The organism is Streptomyces caatingaensis, from assembly GCF_001187435.1.
In the GTDB taxonomy this organism is placed as follows: domain Bacteria; phylum Actinomycetota; class Actinomycetes; order Streptomycetales; family Streptomycetaceae; genus Streptomyces; species Streptomyces caatingaensis.
Genome location: NZ_LFXA01000018.1, coordinates 227,014 through 244,639, shown reverse-complemented (window position 1 = coordinate 244,639; position 17,626 = coordinate 227,014). Strand labels below are relative to the sequence as shown.

Below are 17,626 nucleotides of genomic sequence, written 5' to 3'. Positions count from 1 at the left end.
CCGCCGCGGCCGTCAGCGATCGCGCAGGCCCGCGAACGCCGTCAGGATCACCGCGTCCGCCACCTCCTGGGCGGTGGCCGCGCCCCGGCGCTGCGGCCGGTACCACTCCACCACCGAGTTGATCATTCCGAAGAGCAGCCGGGTGGCCAGCCGGACGTCCACGTCGGAGCGCAGGTCGCCGTCGGCCGCGGCCTCCTTGAGCAGCGCCGCGACGCGGTGGTCGAACTCGCGCCGGCGCTCCATCGCCCAGCGCTCGGTGTCCGTGTTGCCGCGCACGCGCAGGAGCAGGGTCACGTACGGCAGTTCGGCGATGAGCACCTCGACGGTGCGCCGGGTGACGTACTCGAGGCGGTCGACGGCGCGGCCGCCGGTGGCGCCCGGCTCGTCCAGCACCGCGAAGAGCCCGTCGAGCGCACGGCTTATGGCCAGCCGGAGCAGCTCCTCCTTGCCCTTGACGTGGTGGTAGATCGAGGACTTGGAGATGCCGGCCGCCCGGGAGAGGTGCTCCATGGAGGTGCCGTCGTAGCCGCGCTCGTTGAACACCGCGACGGCGACCGCGAGCAGCGATTCTGGCGTGTAGGTGTCGCGCTTGGCCATGGTCATGATTGAAGCAGGCTCTCCTTGACGGCCGCACGGCGGCGCAGTGGCTGGGACGGCGCGTAACGGCCGCCGGGGTATTCGGACTCCATCGTCCGCAGGAAGCGGCCGACCCAGGCGGGGCCGAGCGCATCGCCCCATTCCAGCGGCCCGCGCGGGTAGTTCACGCCGAGCCGCATGGCGGTGTCGACGTCCTCCCGCGAGGCGACGCCGCGCCCGGCGGCGTCCTCGGCGAGGTCGACGAGGAGCGCGACCGTCCGCGCGACGATCAGGCCGGGGACGTCGTCGAGGACGCTGACCCGCTTGCCGAGCGCCTGGAACAGGCCGGTGGCCGCCCGCACGCCGGCGCCCGGGGAGGCGGCGAGGGCGATCCGCCCACAGCTCCGGTAGTCCAGCGCCAGGTCGAACAGGACGGTCGGCCGGCCGGTGGCGGAGGCCGCGCCGCCGTCGGTGAGCGCCAGCCGTGTGCCGTCGGGCAGGACGAGGTGCCCGTACGGGCCGTCCCCGTCCGCGGGCCCCGAGCGGGTCACCGGAATCCCCGCCTCCGCGATGAGGCCGGGCAGGGCGGCCGCCGCGGGGGGCAGCTCGCCGCGCAGCTCGACGGAGGCGGGGGCCTTCTCGGGCCCCGCCGTGCGCGGCTCCGGACGGGCGGCGCCCTCCGCGTGGTCGTACCAGCCGCGGCCGCTCTTGCGCCCGAGCAGCCCCGCCTCCACCAGCCGCCGCTGGGCGAGGGACGGCGTGAACTTGGGGCTGTGGAAGAACGCCTCGTACACCGACCGGGTGACCGCCTCGTTGACGTCCTGCCCGATGAGGTCGGTCAGCTCGAACGGCCCCATCGCGAAGCCGCCGCTCTCGCGCAGCACGGCGTCGATCGTCGCCGGATCGGCGGCGCGTTCCTCCAGGACGCGCAGGGCCTCGGCGTAGAAGGGCCGGGCCACCCGGTTGACGACGAACCCCGGGGTGTCGGCGCAGCGCACGGGCTTCTTGCCCCAGGCCGCCGCGGTGGCGTACGCGGCCCCGGCCGCGGCCGGGTCGGTGGCGTGGCCGCTGACGACCTCCACCAGCGGCAGCAGCGGGGCGGGGTTGAAGAAGTGCATCCCCACCAGCCGGCCGGGGCGGCGCAGCGGGCCCGCGACGGCCGTCACCGGCAGGGACGAGGTGTTGGTGGCGAGCAGGCAGGCGTCGTCCACGACGGCTTCGAGATCGGTGAACAGCCCTTGCTTGACGTCGAGTCGCTCGACGACGGCCTCGATCACCAGGGCGGACCCGGCGAGGCCGGCGAGCCCGTCGACGGGGCGCAGCCGGGCCGCCGCGGCGTCCCGCTCCGCGCCGGTCGTCCGGCCCTTGGCGACCAGCCGGTCCAGCCGGGCCACGACGGACGCGGCGGCCTCGGCGGCCCGGCCCGGCACCGCGTCGTACAGCCGCACGGGATGGCCCGCGACGAGGGCGACCTGGGCGATGCCCTGGCCCATCGTCCCCGCGCCGACGACGGACACGGTGCGCTCCGGCTCGATTGCGGTCATGTCTGTGATCCTCCCCGATGGGGTGCGGGCGGATTCTCCCGGGCCCCCTTGTCCCGACCGATCGTTCGGTTAATGTATCTGGCGGGTACGACAACGGCACCCCGCCGTGCGCGCCCGGCGCCATGCACCAGCCGCATCCGAGTTCCGCCCGACGAGGAGTTGGTCAGCCGTGACCGCCGCACTCAGCACCGACCAGTTGGCCGAGAGGCACGCCGCCACGCTCGACGCGGCCCTGGACGCCCTCCGCACCCGCGCCTACTGGTCGCCGCACCCCGAACACCCCAAGGCGTACGGCGAGAACGGCACGCTGGACGCCGCCGCCGGCCAGGCCGCCTTCGAGGCCCTGCGCGAGCGCCGCTTCGAGCTCGACCAGCCCGGCACGGACGGCTGGACGGGCTCCGAGGTCTCGCCGTACGGCCCCCGGCTGGGCATCGAGTACCCGCACGCCGACGTCGCGGTGCTGCTCCCCGCCATGCGCGCGGCGATGCGGCCCTGGCGCGAGGCGGGCCCGCGCACCCGCGCGCTGGTCTGTCTGGAGATCCTCAAGCGGATCAACGCACGGACGCACGAGATGGCGCACGCCGTCATGCACACCAGCGGGCAGGCCTTCACGATGGCCTTCCAGGCCGGCGGCCCGCACGCGCAGGACCGGGGCCTGGAGGCCGTCGCCTACGCCTGCGCCGCGCAGTCCGAGGTGGAGCGCACGGCCGAGTGGGTCAAGCCGCAGGGCAAACGCGAACCGCTCACGATGGCCAAGGAGTTCACCGCCGCTCCGCGCGGCATCGCCCTCGTCATCGGCTGCAACACCTTCCCCACCTGGAACGGCTACCCCGGTCTCTTCGCCTCCCTCGCCACGGGCAACCCCGTCCTGGTCAAGCCCCACCCGCGCGCCGTCCTCCCCCTCGCCCTGACCGTGCGCACCGCACGCGAGGTGCTGCGCGAGACGGGCTTCTCCCCCGACCTGGTGGCGCTCGCCGCCGAGCGGGACGGGGAGGGCCTCGCGAAGACGCTCGCCGTCCACCCCGACGTCCGGATCATCGACTACACCGGCTCCACCGCCTTCGGCGACTGGCTGGAGGCCAACGCCCGCCAGGCGCGCGTCCACACGGAGAAGGCCGGCGTCAACACGGTCGTCGTCGACTCCACCGCCGACTACCGGGGCATGCTCTCCAACCTGGCCTTCTCCCTCTCCCTCTACAGCGGCCAGATGTGCACCACCCCGCAGAACCTGCTGATCCCGCGCGGCGGCATCGCGACGGACGCGGGCCACAAGACGTACGACGAGGTCGTCTCCGATCTGGCCGAGTCCGTACGCCAGTTGCTGAGCGACGACACCCGGGCCAACGCCCTCCTCGGCGCCCTCGTCAACGACCAGGTCAAGGAGCGCCTCGACGCGGCCTCCCGGATCGGCGAAGTCGCCCTCGCCTCCCGGGCGGTGACCCACCCCGACTTCCCCGACGCCACCGTCCGCACCCCCGTCGTCGTCAAGCTCGACGGCTCCAAACCGGACGCCGAGGCCGCGTACTTCTCCGAGTGCTTCGGCCCGGTCTCCTTCGCGGTGGCCGTCGACTCCACGGCCGACGCCGTCGACCTGCTGCGCCGCACGATCCGCGAGAAGGGCGCCATGACGGTGAGCGCCTACACGACCTCCGCCGAGGTGGAGCACCTGGTCGAACAGGTCTGCCTCGACGAGTCCGCCCAGCTCTCCCTCAACCTCACCGGCGGCGTCTACGTCAACCAGACCGCCGCCTTCTCCGACTACCACGGCACCAGCGGCAACCCCGCCGCCAACGCCTCCCTCTGCGACCCCGCCTTCGTGACGACCCGCTTCACGACGGTGGAGGTGCGGCGGCATCCGTAGCGGGCGGCCGGCAGCGCTTCTGCGCGGGTGGGGCCAGCAGCGCTTCTGCGCGGGTAGGGCCGACAGCGCTTCTGCGCGGGTGCGGCGGACGCAGCCCCGGGGGCGGATCCCCGCTGGGGCCGGGGGGGCAGGGGCGCAGCCCCGCCAGGGCTGGGGCGCAAGGGCGGCCCCCCCGCGCCGGGGCCGGGGTGCAGGGGCGGAGCCCCGCCGGGGCCAGGGGCGCAGGGGCGGAGCCCCGCCAAGGCGCGGGGGCGCCCCCGCCCCCGCCGCCCCGCCCGTGGGGCACGGCCCGTGGGGCTGCGCCCCACGCGCCCGCGCTGGGGGTCGAGGGGCGCAGCCCCGGAAGAAACGGTGAAAGGGCGGGGCTGGGGCAAACCCCCCGCAGCCGGCACCCGCCAGCCGGCACCCGCCAGCCGGCACCCGGACCCGGCACCCGGACCCAACACCCCCGCTACACAGGCCCACCCCAGTGGAACAGCACCATCCCCACACTCGTGGCGAGGTTGTAGCTCGAAACCCCCACCCGCATCGGCAACGACACCACCCGATCCGCCCGCCCCCGCAACTCCCCCGACACGCCGTACCGTTCGGACCCGAACACCAGCACCGCGTCGTCGGGGAGGGCGACCGACCGGATGTCCTCCCCGTCCGCGTCCAGCGCGAACAGCGGCCCCCCCGGCACGTCCTCGTACGACACCCGTTCCACCGCCGTGGCGAAGTGCAGCCCCGCCCCCGCCCGGACGGCGTTCTGGTGCCAGGGATCGAGATCCCCGGTGGTGACGACGCCCGTCACCCCGAACCCCGCGGCGAGCCGCACCACGGCCCCCACGTTCCCCAGATTGCGCGGATTGTCGAGGACGACGACCGGCGCGCGCCGCTCCCGGGCCCGGAGCGCGGCGAGGTTCGCACGCCGGGAGGGCCGCACCGCAAGCCCCGCGACCTCCGTCGTGTGCCCACGGGGCACCAGGGAGCGCAGGACCGCCCGGTCCACCTCCACCATCAGGGCGGAGAGGGCCGGAGCGACGTCCGGCGCCAGCCGCCCGGCCAGCGCCAGCACCCCGTCCCGGTCACAGGTGAGGACGGGCCCCACCTCGGCCCCGAACCGCAGCGCGTGCTTGAGCGCGTGGAATCCGTCGAGCAGGACGGCGGACGGGGCCAGCTCGTCCCACCGCCGCACGGCGCCATCGGTCACGTCCTCGGTCATGCCCCCACCCTAAGCCTCTGACCTGGGCAGAGACCCGGCCGTCAGCCGGCCGTCAGCCGGCCCGCACCCGATCACGACCAGGACCACGACCGGGATCGGGACCGGCGTCGGAAGCGGCACCGGTACCGGCATTGGCACCGGCATCGGCATCGGCACCGCCCACCCCCCGCTGCCCCGGCACCCCCACCGGCACCCGCTCCGCGACCCACCGCGCCCGCCCCGCCACGAGCTCCCCGCCCCGCCGCAGCCAGGACGTCGGCAGGAACACCGCATCGACGAAGATCATCACCAGCGAGAAGAACGGCAGCCCCAACAGCACCGCGATACCGAGGTGCTCGAACATCATCAGCACCAACAGCACGTTCTTCACCCGGCGGTTGAGCAGCGTGAAGGGGAAGGCCGCCTGCGCGGCCACCGTCCCGTAGCTGAGCAGCAGCACCACGACGCCACTCGCCGCCAGCGCGTGCGACAGCGCGGGCCAGGGCGAGAAGTAGTCGAGGTGCAGGGGGTAGTAGAGCGCGGTGCCGTCCTGCCAGAGCGACCCCTGGATCTTGTACCAGCCGGCCGCGCCGTAGATCAGACAGACCTCACCCATGATCACCAACAGGGCGGCATTGTGCAGGAGATGACCGAACGCGGCCAGAACGGCCCGCACCTGCCCCCCGGCGAGCGCGGCCCCCCGCACCCGCACCAGCCACCACACCCCGTGCAGCAGCCACACCGCCCACAGCGCGGCGGCCCAGCCGACGCCGGGCACGGGCCCGTGGTCCGTCCACGTCAGCGCGGGGTCGGCGAGGAGGGTCGCGGCGAGGAGCCCGGCCCCGCAGACGGCCCAGAGCACGATCCCGGTCACGTCCCGCCGCGGGTCGCCGGCCGCCCCCCGGGCCGCCGCACTCCGGCCCTCCGCCCCCCGGCCCGCCGCGCCCCGCCGCGCGGCCGCCCCCCGGCGCGCCGCCCGCCGCGCGTCCAGCGACCACACCTCACCGCACCGGGTGAACACGGTGTAGATCGCCATGAGATGGAGGACGTTGTCGCCGCCGTCCCCGACGAAGACGCTGCGGTTCTGCAGCGACAGCACGCCGATCATGTAGAGCACGGACGTGGTCCGCGTCCGCCAGCCGAGCATGAACAGCAGGGCGGAGACCATGGCGAAGAGATAGACGAGCTTGAACCACCAGCCCGCGCCGGACCACACGAGCACGGTGAACGCGTGGTTGTCGGCGATCAGCCGCCGGGCCAGCTCCCAGCTCCAGGGCGCGTCCGGCCCGTACAGCTCCTGGCTGTTGAACCACTCGCGCACCAGGAAGAACAGCCAGGTGAAGGAGAGGCCGATGCGGATCGCGGCCGTCTGGTACGGACCGAGGGAGGCCGAGGTGACCCGGGCGAAGGCGGCGGCGCAGGACCCGCGCCAGGTGGCGACGCTCACCAGGACCTCACCACGCCCAGGTCGGAGGGGGTGACCCGCCACCAGTCCAGCTCGCGGTGGACCGGCTTGGCGGGCGGCTGCTGCCCGGCCCACGCCGGCGGCGCGACGCTCGTGGTCACGGAGCGGAGCTGGACGCGGTGCAGCCGGGTGCCGTCGCGGTCCAGGTTGAGCCGGGAGACGGCGAGCCGCCGCAGGTAGTCCTCGGCGAGGTCGCCGCGCAGGCCCGTGGAGCGCCCCCGGTCGTCGTGCGTGTTGCCGTAGAAGTCCCAGGCGCGGCGCAGCTGGTTCTGCTGCGCGTGGCTGGGGAGGGGGTTGTGGAGGATGGCGGCACCGTCCTGGGCGGAGAGATCGGTCCAGGGCGTCACCTGGACCTCGCCGTCGGGGCGCGTCACCTGGGCGCGGACCTGGACGGCGATGTTCTGCTGGAGCGGGTTGGGGGCGAAGAACTTCCAGTTCTGCTCGTACTCGGGCAGGACGTAGTCACCTATGGTCGCCGCGTGCTGCTTGCTGACCGTGTTCGGCGGCGCCACATGCAGAAACATGATCAGCAGGTGGGTGCCGGCGGCGAGGGCGACGGCCAGGGCGCCCAGCGCGACGATCCAGCGCGCGGGCCGGGACAGCGCCACGGGCGCGGCGTTCCCCGCCTCTGCTTCCCGCTCGCGTCCGTCGTCCGTATCCATCGGGCCCCGCTTCGCCGTCGTCGTCCGTGTGCCATGTCCGGGCCGGCGCCGAAGAAGGCGCGGCCGCATGCGAACGGTACCGAGGCGGACCCGGCGGCGCAGCGGCCGTTGGACCCGATCCCGCTGTGGCACGCGCCATGCCCGCCCTCCGCGGGCGGTTGTCCACAGCCGGTTATCCACAGGCTTGACACCTCCCCGGGGCCCCCTCACCATTGAACCGAACGATCGGTCGGTCGGTTGCCCGGAGCCGCGGGGAGCCCGCCCCGGTCGCACCGGACCTCACCGGAGGGGGCATCGCATGACGGCGGCAGCACCGGAGACGGTGGAGACGAGGGACGCGCCGGCCCTGGAGGCCGCGTTCGAGGCGGCGGTCGCCGCCGACGAGCGCATCGAGCCGCGCGACTGGATGCCGGACGCCTACCGCGCCACCCTCGTGCGGCAGATGGCCCAGCACGCCCACTCCGAGATCATCGGCATGCAGCCCGAGGCCAACTGGATCACCCGGGCCCCCTCGCTGCGCCGCAAGGCCATCCTCATGGCCAAGGTGCAGGACGAGGCCGGTCACGGCCTCTACCTCTACAGCGCCGCCGAGACCCTGGGCGTCGGCCGCGACGAGCTGCTCGACAAGCTCCACTCCGGCCGCCAGAAATACTCCTCGATCTTCAACTACCCCACCCTGACCTGGGCCGACGTCGGCGCCATCGGCTGGCTCGTGGACGGCGCGGCGATCACCAACCAGGTCCCGCTGTGCCGCTGCTCCTACGGGCCGTACGCGCGGGCCATGGTCCGCGTCTGCAAGGAGGAGTCCTTCCACCAGCGCCAGGGCTACGAGCTGCTGCTCGCCCTCAGCCGGGGCACCGGGGCCCAGCACGCGATGGCCCAGGACGCCGTCGACCGCTGGTGGTGGCCCTCCCTGATGATGTTCGGCCCGCCGGACGACGCGTCCGCGCACTCCGCCCAGTCGATGGCCTGGAAGATCAAGCGCCACTCCAACGACGAACTGCGCCAGCGCTTCGTCGACATCTGCGTCCCGCAGGCCGAGTCCCTCGGCCTCACCCTCCCCGACCCCTGCCTCCGGTGGAACGAGGAGCGCGGCCACTACGACTTCGGCCCCATCGACTGGGACGAGTTCCACCAGGTCCTCCGCGGCAACGGCCCGTGCAACGAGCAGCGTCTGGCCCGCCGCCGCAAGGCCCACGAGGACGGCGCCTGGGTCCGCGAGGCGGCCCTGGCGTACGCCGCGAAGCACACCGGAGCCGAGCCCGAGGAGGCAGCCAAGTGAGCACCACCGACTGGCCGTTGTGGGAGGTCTTCGTACGCAGCAGGCGCGGCCTCGCGCACACCCACGCCGGCAGCCTCCACGCCCCGGACGCCGAACTGGCCCTGCGCAACGCCCGCGACCTCTACACCCGGCGCTCCGAGGGCGTCTCCCTCTGGGTGGTGCCCTCGGCGGCGATCACCGCCTCGTCCCCGGACGAGAAGGATCCGTTCTTCGGGCCCGCCGCCGACAAGGCGTACCGCCACCCCACCTTCTACGAGATCCCCGAAGGGGTGCGTCACCTGTGACCCCCGCGTCCATGAGCCCCGCGCACGCCGCCGCCCTGGCGCTCGGTGACGACGCCCTGATCCTGTCGCACCGGCTGGGGGAGTGGGCCGGCCGCGCCCCCGTCCTGGAGGAGGAGGTCGCCCTCGCCAACATCGCGCTGGACCTGCTCGGCCAGGCCCGCGCCCTGCTCTCCCTCGTGGGCGACGAGGACGAGCTGGCCTACCTGCGCGACGAGCGCGCCTTCCGCAACGTCCAGCTCGTCGAGCAGCCCTGCGAGGACTTCGCCGCCACCGTCGCCCGCCAGCTCCTCTTCTCCACCTACCAGCACGCGCTGTACGGCCAACTCGCCGGGGCCGACGGCCCGTTCACCCCGCTCGCCGCCAAGGCCGTCAAGGAGACCGCCTACCACCGGGACCACGCCGAGCAGTGGACGCTGCGGCTCGGCGACGGCACGGCCGAGAGCCACGAGCGGATGCGGCGCGCCGTGGAGGGCCTGTGGCGCTTCACCGGCGAGCTGTTCCAGCCGGTCGAGGGCCTCCCGGAGATCGACTGGCAGGCGCTGCGCGCCACGTGGACGGAGCGGGTCACGGACGTACTGGAGCGGGCGACGCTCGCGGTGCCCACCGGGCCGCAGTCGGCCGCCTGGGCGGCGGGCGCCGGCCGCCAGGGCGTCCACACCGAGCCCTTCGGCCGCATGCTCGCCGAGATGCAGCACCTCCACCGCAGCCACCCGGGGGCGACATGGTGACCACCCCGACCCCCTTGGAGGAACGCCTCCGCGCGCTGGCGGGCTCCGTCCCCGACCCCGAACTGCCCATGATCACGCTCGCCGAGCTCGGCGTGCTGCGCGACGTCCGCGTCACCGGCCCCGGCCGCGTCGAGGTCGAGCTCACCCCCACCTACACCGGCTGCCCCGCCGTCGAGGCCATGTCCGCCGACGTCGAGCGCGTCCTGCGCGAGCACGGGCAGGCCGAGGTGTCGGTGCGCACCGTGCTCTCCCCCGCCTGGTCCACCGACGACATCACGGCCGAGGGACGCCGGAAGCTGGCCGCGTCCGGCATCGCCCCGCCCCGCCCCGGCCACCGGGCCGGCGGCCCGGTCGCCGTGGAGCTGGGCCCCACCCGGCACGCCGGCGCCCCGGCCCCGGCGGAGCCGGTGCGCTGCCCGCACTGCGGCTCGGCCGACACCACGCTCCTCAGCCGTTTCTCCTCCACGGCCTGCAAGGCCCTGCGCCGCTGCTCGGTCTGCCGCGAACCGTTCGACCACTTCAAGGAGTTGTGATGGCCGCGGCCCGCCCCGGCGTCTTCCACCCCCTGCGGATCGCCGCCGTCGACCCGCTCACCGACGACGCGGTCGCCCTCACCTTCGAGGTGCCCGAGGAGCTGCGCGAGGAGTTCCGCCACGCGCCGGGCCAGCACCTGACACTGCGGCACCGGGCCGAGGGCACCGAGGTGCGCCGCACCTACTCCGTCTGCGGGCAGGCGCCGGCACCCGGCGACGGCGGGCCGCGGACGCTGCGCGTGGGCGTCCGGCTGGTGGAGGGCGGGGCGTTCTCGACCTACGCCTTCAAGGAACTGGCCGTCGGCGACGTGCTCGACGTGATGACGCCGGCCGGCCGCTTCGTCCTGGAGCCGCGCCCCGGGCACTTCGCCGCGATCGTGGGCGGCAGCGGCATCACCCCCGTCCTGTGCATCGCCGGCACCCTGCTCGCCCGCGAGCCGGCGGCCCGGTTCACGCTGCTGCGCAGCGACCGCACGACGGCGTCCACGATGTTCCTGGAGGAGGTCGCCGACCTCAAGGACCGCTACCCGGACCGCCTCCAGGTCGTCCAGACCCTCTCCCGCGAGGAGCAGCAGGCCGGTCCGGCCTCCGGCCGCCTCGACGAGGAGCGGCTGACCGCCCTGCTGCCGGCGCTGCTCCCGGTGGAGGCGGTGGACGGCTGGTTCCTGTGCGGCCCGCACGGCCTGGTCATGGGCGCCGAACGGGCCCTGCGCGGGCTGGGCGTGGCCCGCGGGCGGATCCACGAGGAGATCTTCCATGTCGAGGACGCCCCCGCGCCGCGCCGTCCGGCCGCCGCGTCCCCGGCGCACAGCACGCTCTCCGCGACCCTCCACGGCCGCGGCGGCACCTGGCCCGTCCAGGACGGCGAGCCCCTGCTGGAGACGGTCCTGCGCAACCGCCCGGACGCGCCGTACGCCTGCAAGGGCGGCGTCTGCGGCACGTGCCGGGCGTTCCTGGTGTCGGGCGAGGTCCGCATGGACCGCAACTACGCCCTGGAGGAAGAGGAGTTGGCGTCCGGCTACGTCCTGGCGTGCCAGTCGCACCCCACGACGGAGCGGGTCGAACTCGACTTCGACCGCTAGGGGTCGGGGAGGCCGGGGGTCAGATCACCGAGCCGGGCGCGCCGTTCCCGTCGACCACCGGCCGTCCCGCCGCGGCCCACGCCTCCATGCCGCCGGCGACGTTCGCCGCGTCGATCCCCTGCTGGAGCAGGTACGCGGTCACCTGGGCCGACCGGCCGCCCGAGCGGCAGATCACGTTCACCCGCCGCCCGTCGTCCACGGTGTCCGACAGCTCGCCGAACCGCGCCACGAAGTCGCTCATCGGCACGTGGAGCGCGCTCTCCGCGTGGCCCGCCTCCCACTCGTCCTTCTCACGCACGTCGAGCAGGTGGTCGCCCGCCGAGAGATCGTCGACGCTGACCGTGGGCACAGGGGATCCGAAAGTCATGTCCCCGACGCTACCCGAAGCCGCCCGCCGCCGGTCCGCCCCGCTACCCCGCCGGCCCCGCCAGCCGGGCCTCGCGCTCGGCGATCTGCGCGCGCAGTCCGGCGGCGACCTCCTCCAGCAGCCCGTCCGGGTCCTCCGGGGCCATCTTGATCATCGAGCCGATGGCGGACGCCTCCAGCTCCGCGGCCACGGCCGAGAGCATCTCCTTGCGCCGGGCCAGCCACTCCAGCCGCGCGTAGAGCTCCTCGGCGCGGTCCGGCCGCCGCCGCTCGGGGGCGGGGCCGGCGGCCCACTCGCCGGCCAGTTCCCGCAGCAGCGCCTCGTCCCCGGCCGCGTAGGCGGCGTTGACGCGCACCATGAAGGCCTCGCGGCGCCGCCGGTCGTCCTCGTCCGGCGCGAGGTCGGGGTGGGCCAGGCGGACCAGCTCGCGGTACGCCTTGCGGGCGCCGTCCCCCGGCCGCACCCGCCGCGGCGGGGTGACCGGCTGCCCGGTGAGCATCGCCGACGCCTCGGGCGGGAGCCCGTCCGCGTCCAGCCAGCCCCCGAAGAGCTCCTCCACCCCGGGCATCGGCTGGACCAGCGCGCGCGCCTCCTGGGCCCGGCGCAGGTCCTCCGGATCGCCGGAGCGCGCCGCGACGGCCTCGGCGATCAGCGCGTCCAGCTCCTCCAGCCGTGCGTAGAGGGGCCCGAGCCGCTGGTGGTGCAGGCGGGAGAAGTTGTCGACCTCCACCCGGAAGGTCTCCACGGCGATCTCGAACTCGATCAGCGCCTGCTCGGCCGTCCGCACGGCCTGTTCCAGCCGTTCGGTGCCGGGCTCCGACGGAACTTCGGTCTCCGGATTCGTCACCCGCCCAGCGTACGAGTTCCGCGGCCCGCCCCCGTCCGGATCCGGGCTCAGACGCCGACCGCCTCCTCCATCTCCTCCTCGGCCTCGGCGGCCCGCTCGGCCACCACGCGTCCCCGCCGCTCCACGAGCCACGCGGCGCCCAGCACCACCAGGCCGGCCGCGAGCCAGGCCAGCAGCGTGCCCACGTGCCCGCCGAGCCCGTGCCCGTCGAAGTAGACGAGGCTGCGCGTGCCCTCCACGAAGCCGGCGCCGTTCCAGAAACCGTGCAGGGCCCTGAAGAAGCCGTTCTGGAGCTCGGGCCGGAAGACCCCGCCGGAGCTGGTGAAGTTCAGCATGACGAACAGCACCATCACGCCCAGCGTCGTCCACCGCTTGAGGAAGGTGTGCAGCCCGGTGCCGACGAACAGCACGCCCGCCGAGTAGATCCACGCCAGGCCCCACGTGCCCCACAGGTCGTGCTCGACCAGGTGGAAGACCGGGCCCGCCAGCACCGTCCCGATCACGCTCACCACCAGCGAGACCGCGGCGGCCAGCGCCGCCCGTATCCGCAGCGGCAGCGCCCCGCCGGCCCCGCCGATCACGGCGACCGAGGCGTACGAGCCGATGCTCAGCGCGACGAGCAGGAAGAAGATGCCCTGCCCGGTCGGGTCGTGCCCGGCGGGCGGGACGACGTCCGTCACCTTCATCGGGGCACCCTGGCGCGCGGCGACCGGGGTGAAGACCTTCTGCACGGCCGAGGCGGTGGTGTCCGACCCGGCCGTGGCGACCAGCAGTTCGGGCGCGCGCCGGTCCGGTACGTACGCCCCGAAGACGTCCTGGTGCTCCAGCGCCCGCACGGCCGCGTCCCGGTCCGCCACGGTACGGACGGACAGCTTGTCGCCCGCCTTCTCGCCGATCGCCGCCGCCAGGTGCTCCGCGCGCGGGCCGGAGCCGACGACCGCGACGGGCAGCTCGTGCGGGGCGGGCTGGGCGAAGGCGCCCAGGTAGGCGAGCCCCATGCCGACGCACATCAGCAACGGGGTGAGCAGGTGGGTCAGCACGTGCCGGAGCGCGCCACGCGTCGCGGGCCTCATGGGCACCCCTCTCCAAATTGGTTGGCTTATACAACTCTCTATCCAGTTGTACTATACAACCAAAGCGACGGAAGGAACCCTCGTGCCGCACCGAGCCGATTCCCTGGACACCATCCAGCGCGAACTGACCGCCTTCGCCCGCCGGGCCCGCGCCGCCGCAGCCCAGCTCCACCCCGAGCTCTCGCTCGTCTCCTACACCCTCCTCGCCCACCTCCAGGACCAGCGCGGCTGCCGCGCCACCGACCTCGCGGCGCACTACCTGCTCGACAAGTCCACGGTCAGCCGGCAGATCGCCGCCCTGGAGCGGCTCGGCTTCGTCGAGCGCCGCACCGACCCGGACGACCAGCGCGTCCAGGTGCTCCACCTCACCGACCGCGGCACCGCCGTCCTCGACCAGGTCGCCGCCAGCCGCCGGATCGCCTTCGAGGAACGCCTCGCCGACTGGGACGAGGACGACCTCGCCCGCTTCGCCTCGTACCTGCTGCGCTACAACGCCTCGGCGGCCACCCGCGATTGACCGGCCGCCCGGAAGAAGAAACCTGAAGGAGCCCGAAGAAGCCCGAAGAAGAGGGGGCGCTGAGAGATACGGCACACCCACCGCCGCCCGGACACGACGAAACGGACCCCGTCGCTCTCACGACGGGGTCCGTTCTCACTGTGCGCGAGGGGGGAGTTGAACCCCCACGCCCTTGCGGGCACTGGAACCTGAATCCAGCGCGTCTGCCTATTCCGCCACCCGCGCATTGGGTGTGTCTCCGGCTTCCGCCCTGCTTTCCGGACTTCCGTCCGGTTCGCGGTGCGTCCGCCTTCCGACATGCAGAACATTAGCACGCTCCGGAGGGTGCCTTCACACCCGTCGTCCGCCGAGGGCCCCCGGGAGGCCACCGGGGCGTCCGCGGGGACGCCCCCGGTTGCGGGACACTGGCTTCCCGGCCGCTCTACGATCCGGGTGAGGGAGTGCGGGGGCCGCGCGTGGGCGACACTCATCACTCCTGGCGCCGAAGGGGAACCAGCCGTTTTCCCGGCGCGTGGATACGATCAGTAAGCAGTATCAGGAACGGCACCGAGCATCACAGGCGTCACCGAGGGAAGGAGGTGCCCCGTGGGAGTACTGAAGCGCTTCGAGCAGCGACTCGAAGGTCTCGTGAACGGCACCTTTGCCAAGGTGTTCAAGTCCGAGGTGCAGCCCGTCGAGATCGCGGGCGCGCTCCAGCGGGAATGCGACAACAACGCCACCATCTGGAACCGTGACCGCACGGTCGTTCCCAACGACTTCATCGTGGAGCTGAGCGCCCCGGACTTCGAGCGGCTCAGCCCGTACTCCGGCCAGCTCGGCGACGAGCTGGCCGGCATGGTCCGCGACTACGCCAAGCAGCAGCGCTACACCTTCATGGGGACGATCAAGGTCCACCTGGAGAAGGCGGACGACCTCGACACCGGGCTGTACCGGGTGCGCAGCCGCACCCTGGCGTCCAGTGAGTCCCAGGAGGCCCACGGCGTCGCACCGCACCAGCCGGCGTACGGCGGCGCCCCCCGCGGCGGCTCGCCCGTCACCCATGGCGGTGGCTACCCGGAGCGCCCGGCCGGCGCCCCGCCGATGCCCTCGGCCCCGCCGCCCGGCGCGGCCCGTCCCCAGCCCCGCGCGGGCGGACCGGGGGCCGGCGCGGGGGAGCGCACCCGCCGCTGGATCGAGATCAACGGCACCCGCCACCAGATCTCCCGGCCCACCCTGGTGCTGGGCCGCAGCACCGAGGCGGACGTCCGGATCGACGACCCCGGCGTCTCCCGCCGGCACTGCGAGATCCGCACCGGCACCCCCTCGACCGTCCAGGACCTGGGCTCCACCAACGGCATCGTCGTGGACGGGCAGCACACCACGCGCGCTACGCTCCGCGACGGCTCACGCATCGTCGTGGGCAGCACCACCATCGTTTACCGGCAAGCCGAAGGGTGAAGCGGGGGCAATGTCAGAGCTGACCCTCACGGTCATGCGGTTGGGTTTCCTCGCCGTACTGTGGCTGTTCGTCATCGTGGCCGTCCAGGTCATCCGCAGCGACCTGTTCGGCACCCGGGTGACCGCGCGCGGCTCCCGCCGCGGCGGCGACGGACGCCCGGCCCAGCGGGCCGACCGGCAGGCCACCCCGCCGCCGCAGCGCCGGCAGGAGGGCGGGCGGCGCGCGGGCGGCCGGGACGCGGGCCGCGGCCGCCGCGGCGCGCCCACCAAGCTGGTGATCTCGGAGGGCTCGCTCACCGGCACCACCGTGGCCCTGCAGGGCCAGACCATCACCCTCGGCCGGGCCCACGACTCGACGATCGTGCTGGATGACGACTACGCCTCCAGCCGGCATGCCAGGATCTACCCGGACCGCGACGGCCGCTGGATCGTCGAGGACCTCAGTTCGACCAACGGCACCTATCTCGACCGGACCCGGCTGACCACCCCGACCCCGATCCCGCTCGGCGCGCCGATCCGCATCGGCAAGACCGTCATCGAGCTGCGGAAGTAGTAGGACCATGACGACCGGAGGGTGGGCATCGAGGTGGGCAAGGGGCTGTACCCGGAGCCGACTGGCGAGGTGCGCATGAGTCTGTCGCTGCGTTTCGCCGCCGGATCCCACAAGGGCATGATCCGGGAAGGCAACGAGGACTCCGGTTACGCCGGCCCCCGGCTGCTCGCCATCGCCGACGGCATGGGCGGCCAGGCCGCCGGCGAGGTGGCCAGCTCCGAGGTGATCTCCACCCTGGTCGGCCTGGACGACGACGTCCCGGGGTCCGACATCCTCACCTCCCTCGGCACCGCCGTCCACCGCGCCAACGAGCAGCTGCGCGCGATGGTCGAGGAGGACCCCCAGCTGGAGGGCATGGGCACCACGCTCACCGCCCTGCTGTGGACGGGCCAGCGGCTCGGCCTGGTGCACGTCGGCGACTCCCGCGCCTATCTGCTGCGCGACGGCGTCCTCACCCAGATCACCCAGGACCACACCTGGGTCCAGCGGCTCGTCGACGAGGGCCGGATCACCGAGGAGGAGGCCACCACGCATCCGCAGCGCTCGCTGCTGATGCGCGCGCTGGGCAGCGGCGACCACGTCGAGCCCGACCTGTCGATCCGCGAGGTGCGGCCCGGCGACCGCTATCTGATCTGCTCCGACGGGCTCTCCGGTGTCGTCAGCCACGAGACCATCGAGGAGCGGCTGGCCGGCTACCAGGGCCCCCAGGAGACCGTCCAGGAGCTCATCGAGCTCGCCCTGCGCGGCGGCGGCCCGGACAACGTCACCGTGATCGTCGCCGACGTGCTGGACGCGGACGGCGGGGACACCCTCGCCGCCCAGCAGTTCACCGACACCCCCGTCGTCGTCGGCGCGGTCGCCGAGAACCAGTTCCCCCTCGGCCACCTGGGCGCCATGCAGACCCCGGCCGGCCGCGCCTCCGAGCTGGGCCGCGCCCCGGCCGCGGAGGACCCGCAGGGCTTCGGCCCGCCCGGCAGCGGCCCGGTGGCGGGCGACGGCCCGGAGGGCGCGTTCGGCGCGTTCCACGACGACTACGACGACGGGATCGAGCAGGCCCGCCCGCCCCGCCGCGGCGGCTGGATCAAGCGGTCGCTGATCATCGCCGTGGTGCTCGGCGTCGTCGGCGGCGGCCTCTACGGCGGCTACCAGTGGACGCAGACGCAGTACTACGTGGGCGCCAAGGACAACACCCACGTCGCCCTCTACCAGGGCATCAACCAGGACCTCGCCTGGATCAGCCTCAGCAGGCTGTACCAGGACCACCCCGAGATCGAACTCAAGTACCTCCCCGTGGACCAGCGGGGCCGGGTCGAGGACACGATCGCGGTCGGCAGCCGGGACCAGGCGGTGCAGAAGGTCAAGGACCTCGGCACGCTGGCCAGCGCCTGCAAGAAGAAGGACGAGCAGCAGAAGGCCGAACGGCGGCAGCGCGAGAGCCAGAAGCCCGAGGCGCCGCAGCCGGACGGGCGGAAGCCCGAGAACGGCAAGCCCACCGGAGCCGCGACCGGCGGCACGTCGGTCACCCTCCAGTCCGTGCCGACCCCCGGCCCCACCCTCAGCGAGGAAGAGCAGAAAGTGGCTCAGCAGTGCAACGGCTCCCAGCAGTGAGGCTGTAGGGGGCCCGCGACATGT

At 73.8% G+C, this 17,626-nt stretch carries 18 protein-coding genes and 1 tRNA gene; 10 read left to right on the top strand and 9 right to left on the bottom strand.

Annotated elements, in window-relative coordinates; all coding sequences use genetic code 11:
* Nucleotides 1–12: 12 nt before the first annotated feature.
* Together AC230_RS27785 and AC230_RS27780 are read right to left on the bottom strand one after the other, a co-directional pair.
* Entirely contained in the window at nucleotides 13–603 is a 591-nt protein-coding gene (locus tag AC230_RS27785; RefSeq protein WP_049719110.1) for a TetR/AcrR family transcriptional regulator, read from the bottom strand.
* Complete coding sequence (locus tag AC230_RS27780; RefSeq protein WP_049719109.1) at nucleotides 600–2,120, bottom strand: 3-hydroxyacyl-CoA dehydrogenase; 1,521 nt, start codon at nucleotides 2,118–2,120, stop codon at nucleotides 600–602. The genes AC230_RS27785 and AC230_RS27780 overlap by 4 nt, the downstream gene beginning before the upstream one ends.
* 169 nt (nucleotides 2,121–2,289) lie before the next feature.
* Here AC230_RS27780 and paaN point away from each other — a divergent pair, with 169 nt between their 5' ends.
* Nucleotides 2,290–3,981, top strand: a complete 1,692-nt coding sequence (paaN, locus tag AC230_RS27775) for a phenylacetic acid degradation protein PaaN (RefSeq protein WP_049719108.1) — start codon at nucleotides 2,290–2,292, stop codon at nucleotides 3,979–3,981.
* A 451-nt stretch (nucleotides 3,982–4,432) separates the two neighbouring features.
* Here paaN and AC230_RS27770 read toward each other — a convergent pair whose 3' ends face one another.
* From AC230_RS27770 to AC230_RS27760, 3 genes are read right to left on the bottom strand one after another with little or no spacing between them, the layout of a single operon-like run.
* On the bottom strand, nucleotides 4,433–5,185 hold the full coding sequence (locus AC230_RS27770; RefSeq protein WP_049719107.1) for a TrmH family RNA methyltransferase: 753 nt from the start codon (nucleotides 5,183–5,185) through the stop codon (nucleotides 4,433–4,435).
* Nucleotides 5,186–5,237: 52 nt separating this feature from the next.
* Nucleotides 5,238–6,614, bottom strand: coding sequence for an HTTM domain-containing protein (locus AC230_RS27765; RefSeq protein WP_422125655.1), 1,377 nt, complete (start codon nucleotides 6,612–6,614; stop codon nucleotides 5,238–5,240).
* A complete protein-coding gene (locus AC230_RS27760) occupies nucleotides 6,608–7,291 on the bottom strand; it encodes a DUF5819 family protein (RefSeq protein ID WP_049719106.1) in 684 nt (227 codons plus the stop codon). Before AC230_RS27760 ends, AC230_RS27765 begins: the two co-directional genes overlap by 7 nt.
* Nucleotides 7,292–7,589: 298 nt before the next feature.
* On the opposite strand from AC230_RS27760, the gene paaA reads away from it, so the two are divergent.
* From paaA to AC230_RS27735, 5 genes are read left to right on the top strand one after another with little or no spacing between them, the layout of a single operon-like run.
* Nucleotides 7,590–8,573, top strand: coding sequence for a 1,2-phenylacetyl-CoA epoxidase subunit PaaA (paaA, locus tag AC230_RS27755; RefSeq protein ID WP_049719105.1), 984 nt, complete (start codon nucleotides 7,590–7,592; stop codon nucleotides 8,571–8,573).
* Nucleotides 8,570–8,857 (top strand): 1,2-phenylacetyl-CoA epoxidase subunit PaaB, encoded by a 288-nt coding sequence (gene paaB, locus AC230_RS27750; protein WP_049719104.1) that lies wholly within the window; start codon nucleotides 8,570–8,572, stop codon nucleotides 8,855–8,857. The genes paaA and paaB overlap by 4 nt, the downstream gene beginning before the upstream one ends.
* A gap of 11 nt (nucleotides 8,858–8,868) precedes the next feature.
* Complete coding sequence (paaC, locus tag AC230_RS27745; RefSeq protein ID WP_049719513.1) at nucleotides 8,869–9,585, top strand: 1,2-phenylacetyl-CoA epoxidase subunit PaaC; 717 nt, start codon at nucleotides 8,869–8,871, stop codon at nucleotides 9,583–9,585.
* Entirely contained in the window at nucleotides 9,579–10,118 is a 540-nt protein-coding gene (gene paaD, locus AC230_RS27740) for a 1,2-phenylacetyl-CoA epoxidase subunit PaaD (protein ID WP_049719103.1), read from the top strand. The genes paaC and paaD overlap by 7 nt, the downstream gene beginning before the upstream one ends.
* On the top strand, nucleotides 10,118–11,200 hold the full coding sequence (locus AC230_RS27735; RefSeq protein ID WP_049719102.1) for a 2Fe-2S iron-sulfur cluster-binding protein: 1,083 nt from the start codon (nucleotides 10,118–10,120) through the stop codon (nucleotides 11,198–11,200). The genes paaD and AC230_RS27735 overlap by 1 nt, the downstream gene beginning before the upstream one ends.
* A 19-nt stretch (nucleotides 11,201–11,219) precedes the next feature.
* Here AC230_RS27735 and AC230_RS27730 read toward each other — a convergent pair whose 3' ends face one another.
* The 3 genes from AC230_RS27730 to AC230_RS27720 are packed head-to-tail and all read right to left on the bottom strand — an operon-like array spanning nucleotide 11,220 to nucleotide 13,487.
* Nucleotides 11,220–11,567: a rhodanese-like domain-containing protein gene (locus AC230_RS27730; RefSeq protein ID WP_049719101.1), complete on the bottom strand. Its 348-nt coding sequence runs from the start codon at nucleotides 11,565–11,567 to the stop codon at nucleotides 11,220–11,222.
* A gap of 43 nt (nucleotides 11,568–11,610) precedes the next feature.
* The gene (locus tag AC230_RS27725) at nucleotides 11,611–12,414 is read right to left on the bottom strand and encodes a J domain-containing protein (protein WP_049719100.1); all 804 of its coding nucleotides are present in this window, start codon (nucleotides 12,412–12,414) and stop codon (nucleotides 11,611–11,613) included.
* Between the two features lie 47 nt (nucleotides 12,415–12,461).
* On the bottom strand, nucleotides 12,462–13,487 hold the full coding sequence (locus AC230_RS27720) for an ABC-2 transporter permease (protein WP_049719099.1): 1,026 nt from the start codon (nucleotides 13,485–13,487) through the stop codon (nucleotides 12,462–12,464).
* 82 nt (nucleotides 13,488–13,569) lie between these two features.
* On the opposite strand from AC230_RS27720, the gene AC230_RS27715 reads away from it, so the two are divergent.
* The gene (locus AC230_RS27715) at nucleotides 13,570–14,004 is read left to right on the top strand and encodes a MarR family winged helix-turn-helix transcriptional regulator (RefSeq protein WP_049719098.1); all 435 of its coding nucleotides are present in this window, start codon (nucleotides 13,570–13,572) and stop codon (nucleotides 14,002–14,004) included.
* 141 nt (nucleotides 14,005–14,145) lie between these two features.
* Here AC230_RS27715 and AC230_RS27710 read toward each other — a convergent pair.
* A tRNA-Leu gene (locus tag AC230_RS27710) sits at nucleotides 14,146–14,229 on the bottom strand.
* A gap of 360 nt (nucleotides 14,230–14,589) precedes the next feature.
* Here AC230_RS27710 and AC230_RS27705 point away from each other — a divergent pair.
* From AC230_RS27705 to AC230_RS27695, 3 genes are all read left to right on the top strand, one after another.
* Nucleotides 14,590–15,441 carry an FhaA domain-containing protein gene (locus AC230_RS27705; RefSeq protein WP_049719097.1) on the top strand — a complete coding sequence of 284 codons (852 nt, stop codon included), beginning with the start codon at nucleotides 14,590–14,592 and terminating at the stop codon, nucleotides 15,439–15,441.
* Between the two features lie 10 nt (nucleotides 15,442–15,451).
* On the top strand, nucleotides 15,452–15,994 hold the full coding sequence (locus AC230_RS27700; protein WP_049719096.1) for an FHA domain-containing protein FhaB/FipA: 543 nt from the start codon (nucleotides 15,452–15,454) through the stop codon (nucleotides 15,992–15,994).
* Nucleotides 15,995–16,069: 75 nt separating this feature from the next.
* On the top strand, nucleotides 16,070–17,602 hold the full coding sequence (locus AC230_RS27695) for a Stp1/IreP family PP2C-type Ser/Thr phosphatase (protein WP_049719512.1): 1,533 nt from the start codon (nucleotides 16,070–16,072) through the stop codon (nucleotides 17,600–17,602).
* Nucleotides 17,603–17,626: the final 24 nt, after the last annotated feature.

What these genes read in the sequence shown, in the direction of transcription:
- AC230_RS27700 (WP_049719096.1), top strand. Translation starts at nt 15,452, where the DNA reads ATGTCAGAGCTGACCCTCACGGTCATGCGGTTGGGTTTCCTCGCCGTA.
- paaD (WP_049719103.1), top strand. Translation starts at nt 9,579, where the DNA reads ATGGTGACCACCCCGACCCCCTTGGAGGAACGCCTCCGCGCGCTGGCG.
- AC230_RS27760 (WP_049719106.1), bottom strand. Translation starts at nt 7,291, where the DNA reads ATGGATACGGACGACGGACGCGAGCGGGAAGCAGAGGCGGGGAACGCC.
- paaA (WP_049719105.1), top strand. Translation starts at nt 7,590, where the DNA reads ATGACGGCGGCAGCACCGGAGACGGTGGAGACGAGGGACGCGCCGGCC.
- AC230_RS27770 (WP_049719107.1), bottom strand. Translation starts at nt 5,185, where the DNA reads ATGACCGAGGACGTGACCGATGGCGCCGTGCGGCGGTGGGACGAGCTG.
- AC230_RS27695 (WP_049719512.1), top strand. Translation starts at nt 16,070, where the DNA reads ATGAGTCTGTCGCTGCGTTTCGCCGCCGGATCCCACAAGGGCATGATC.
- AC230_RS27780 (WP_049719109.1), bottom strand. Translation starts at nt 2,120, where the DNA reads ATGACCGCAATCGAGCCGGAGCGCACCGTGTCCGTCGTCGGCGCGGGG.
- AC230_RS27785 (WP_049719110.1), bottom strand. Translation starts at nt 603, where the DNA reads ATGACCATGGCCAAGCGCGACACCTACACGCCAGAATCGCTGCTCGCG.
- AC230_RS27735 (WP_049719102.1), top strand. Translation starts at nt 10,118, where the DNA reads ATGGCCGCGGCCCGCCCCGGCGTCTTCCACCCCCTGCGGATCGCCGCC.
- paaC (WP_049719513.1), top strand. Translation starts at nt 8,869, where the DNA reads ATGAGCCCCGCGCACGCCGCCGCCCTGGCGCTCGGTGACGACGCCCTG.
- AC230_RS27720 (WP_049719099.1), bottom strand. Translation starts at nt 13,487, where the DNA reads ATGAGGCCCGCGACGCGTGGCGCGCTCCGGCACGTGCTGACCCACCTG.
- AC230_RS27730 (WP_049719101.1), bottom strand. Translation starts at nt 11,567, where the DNA reads ATGACTTTCGGATCCCCTGTGCCCACGGTCAGCGTCGACGATCTCTCG.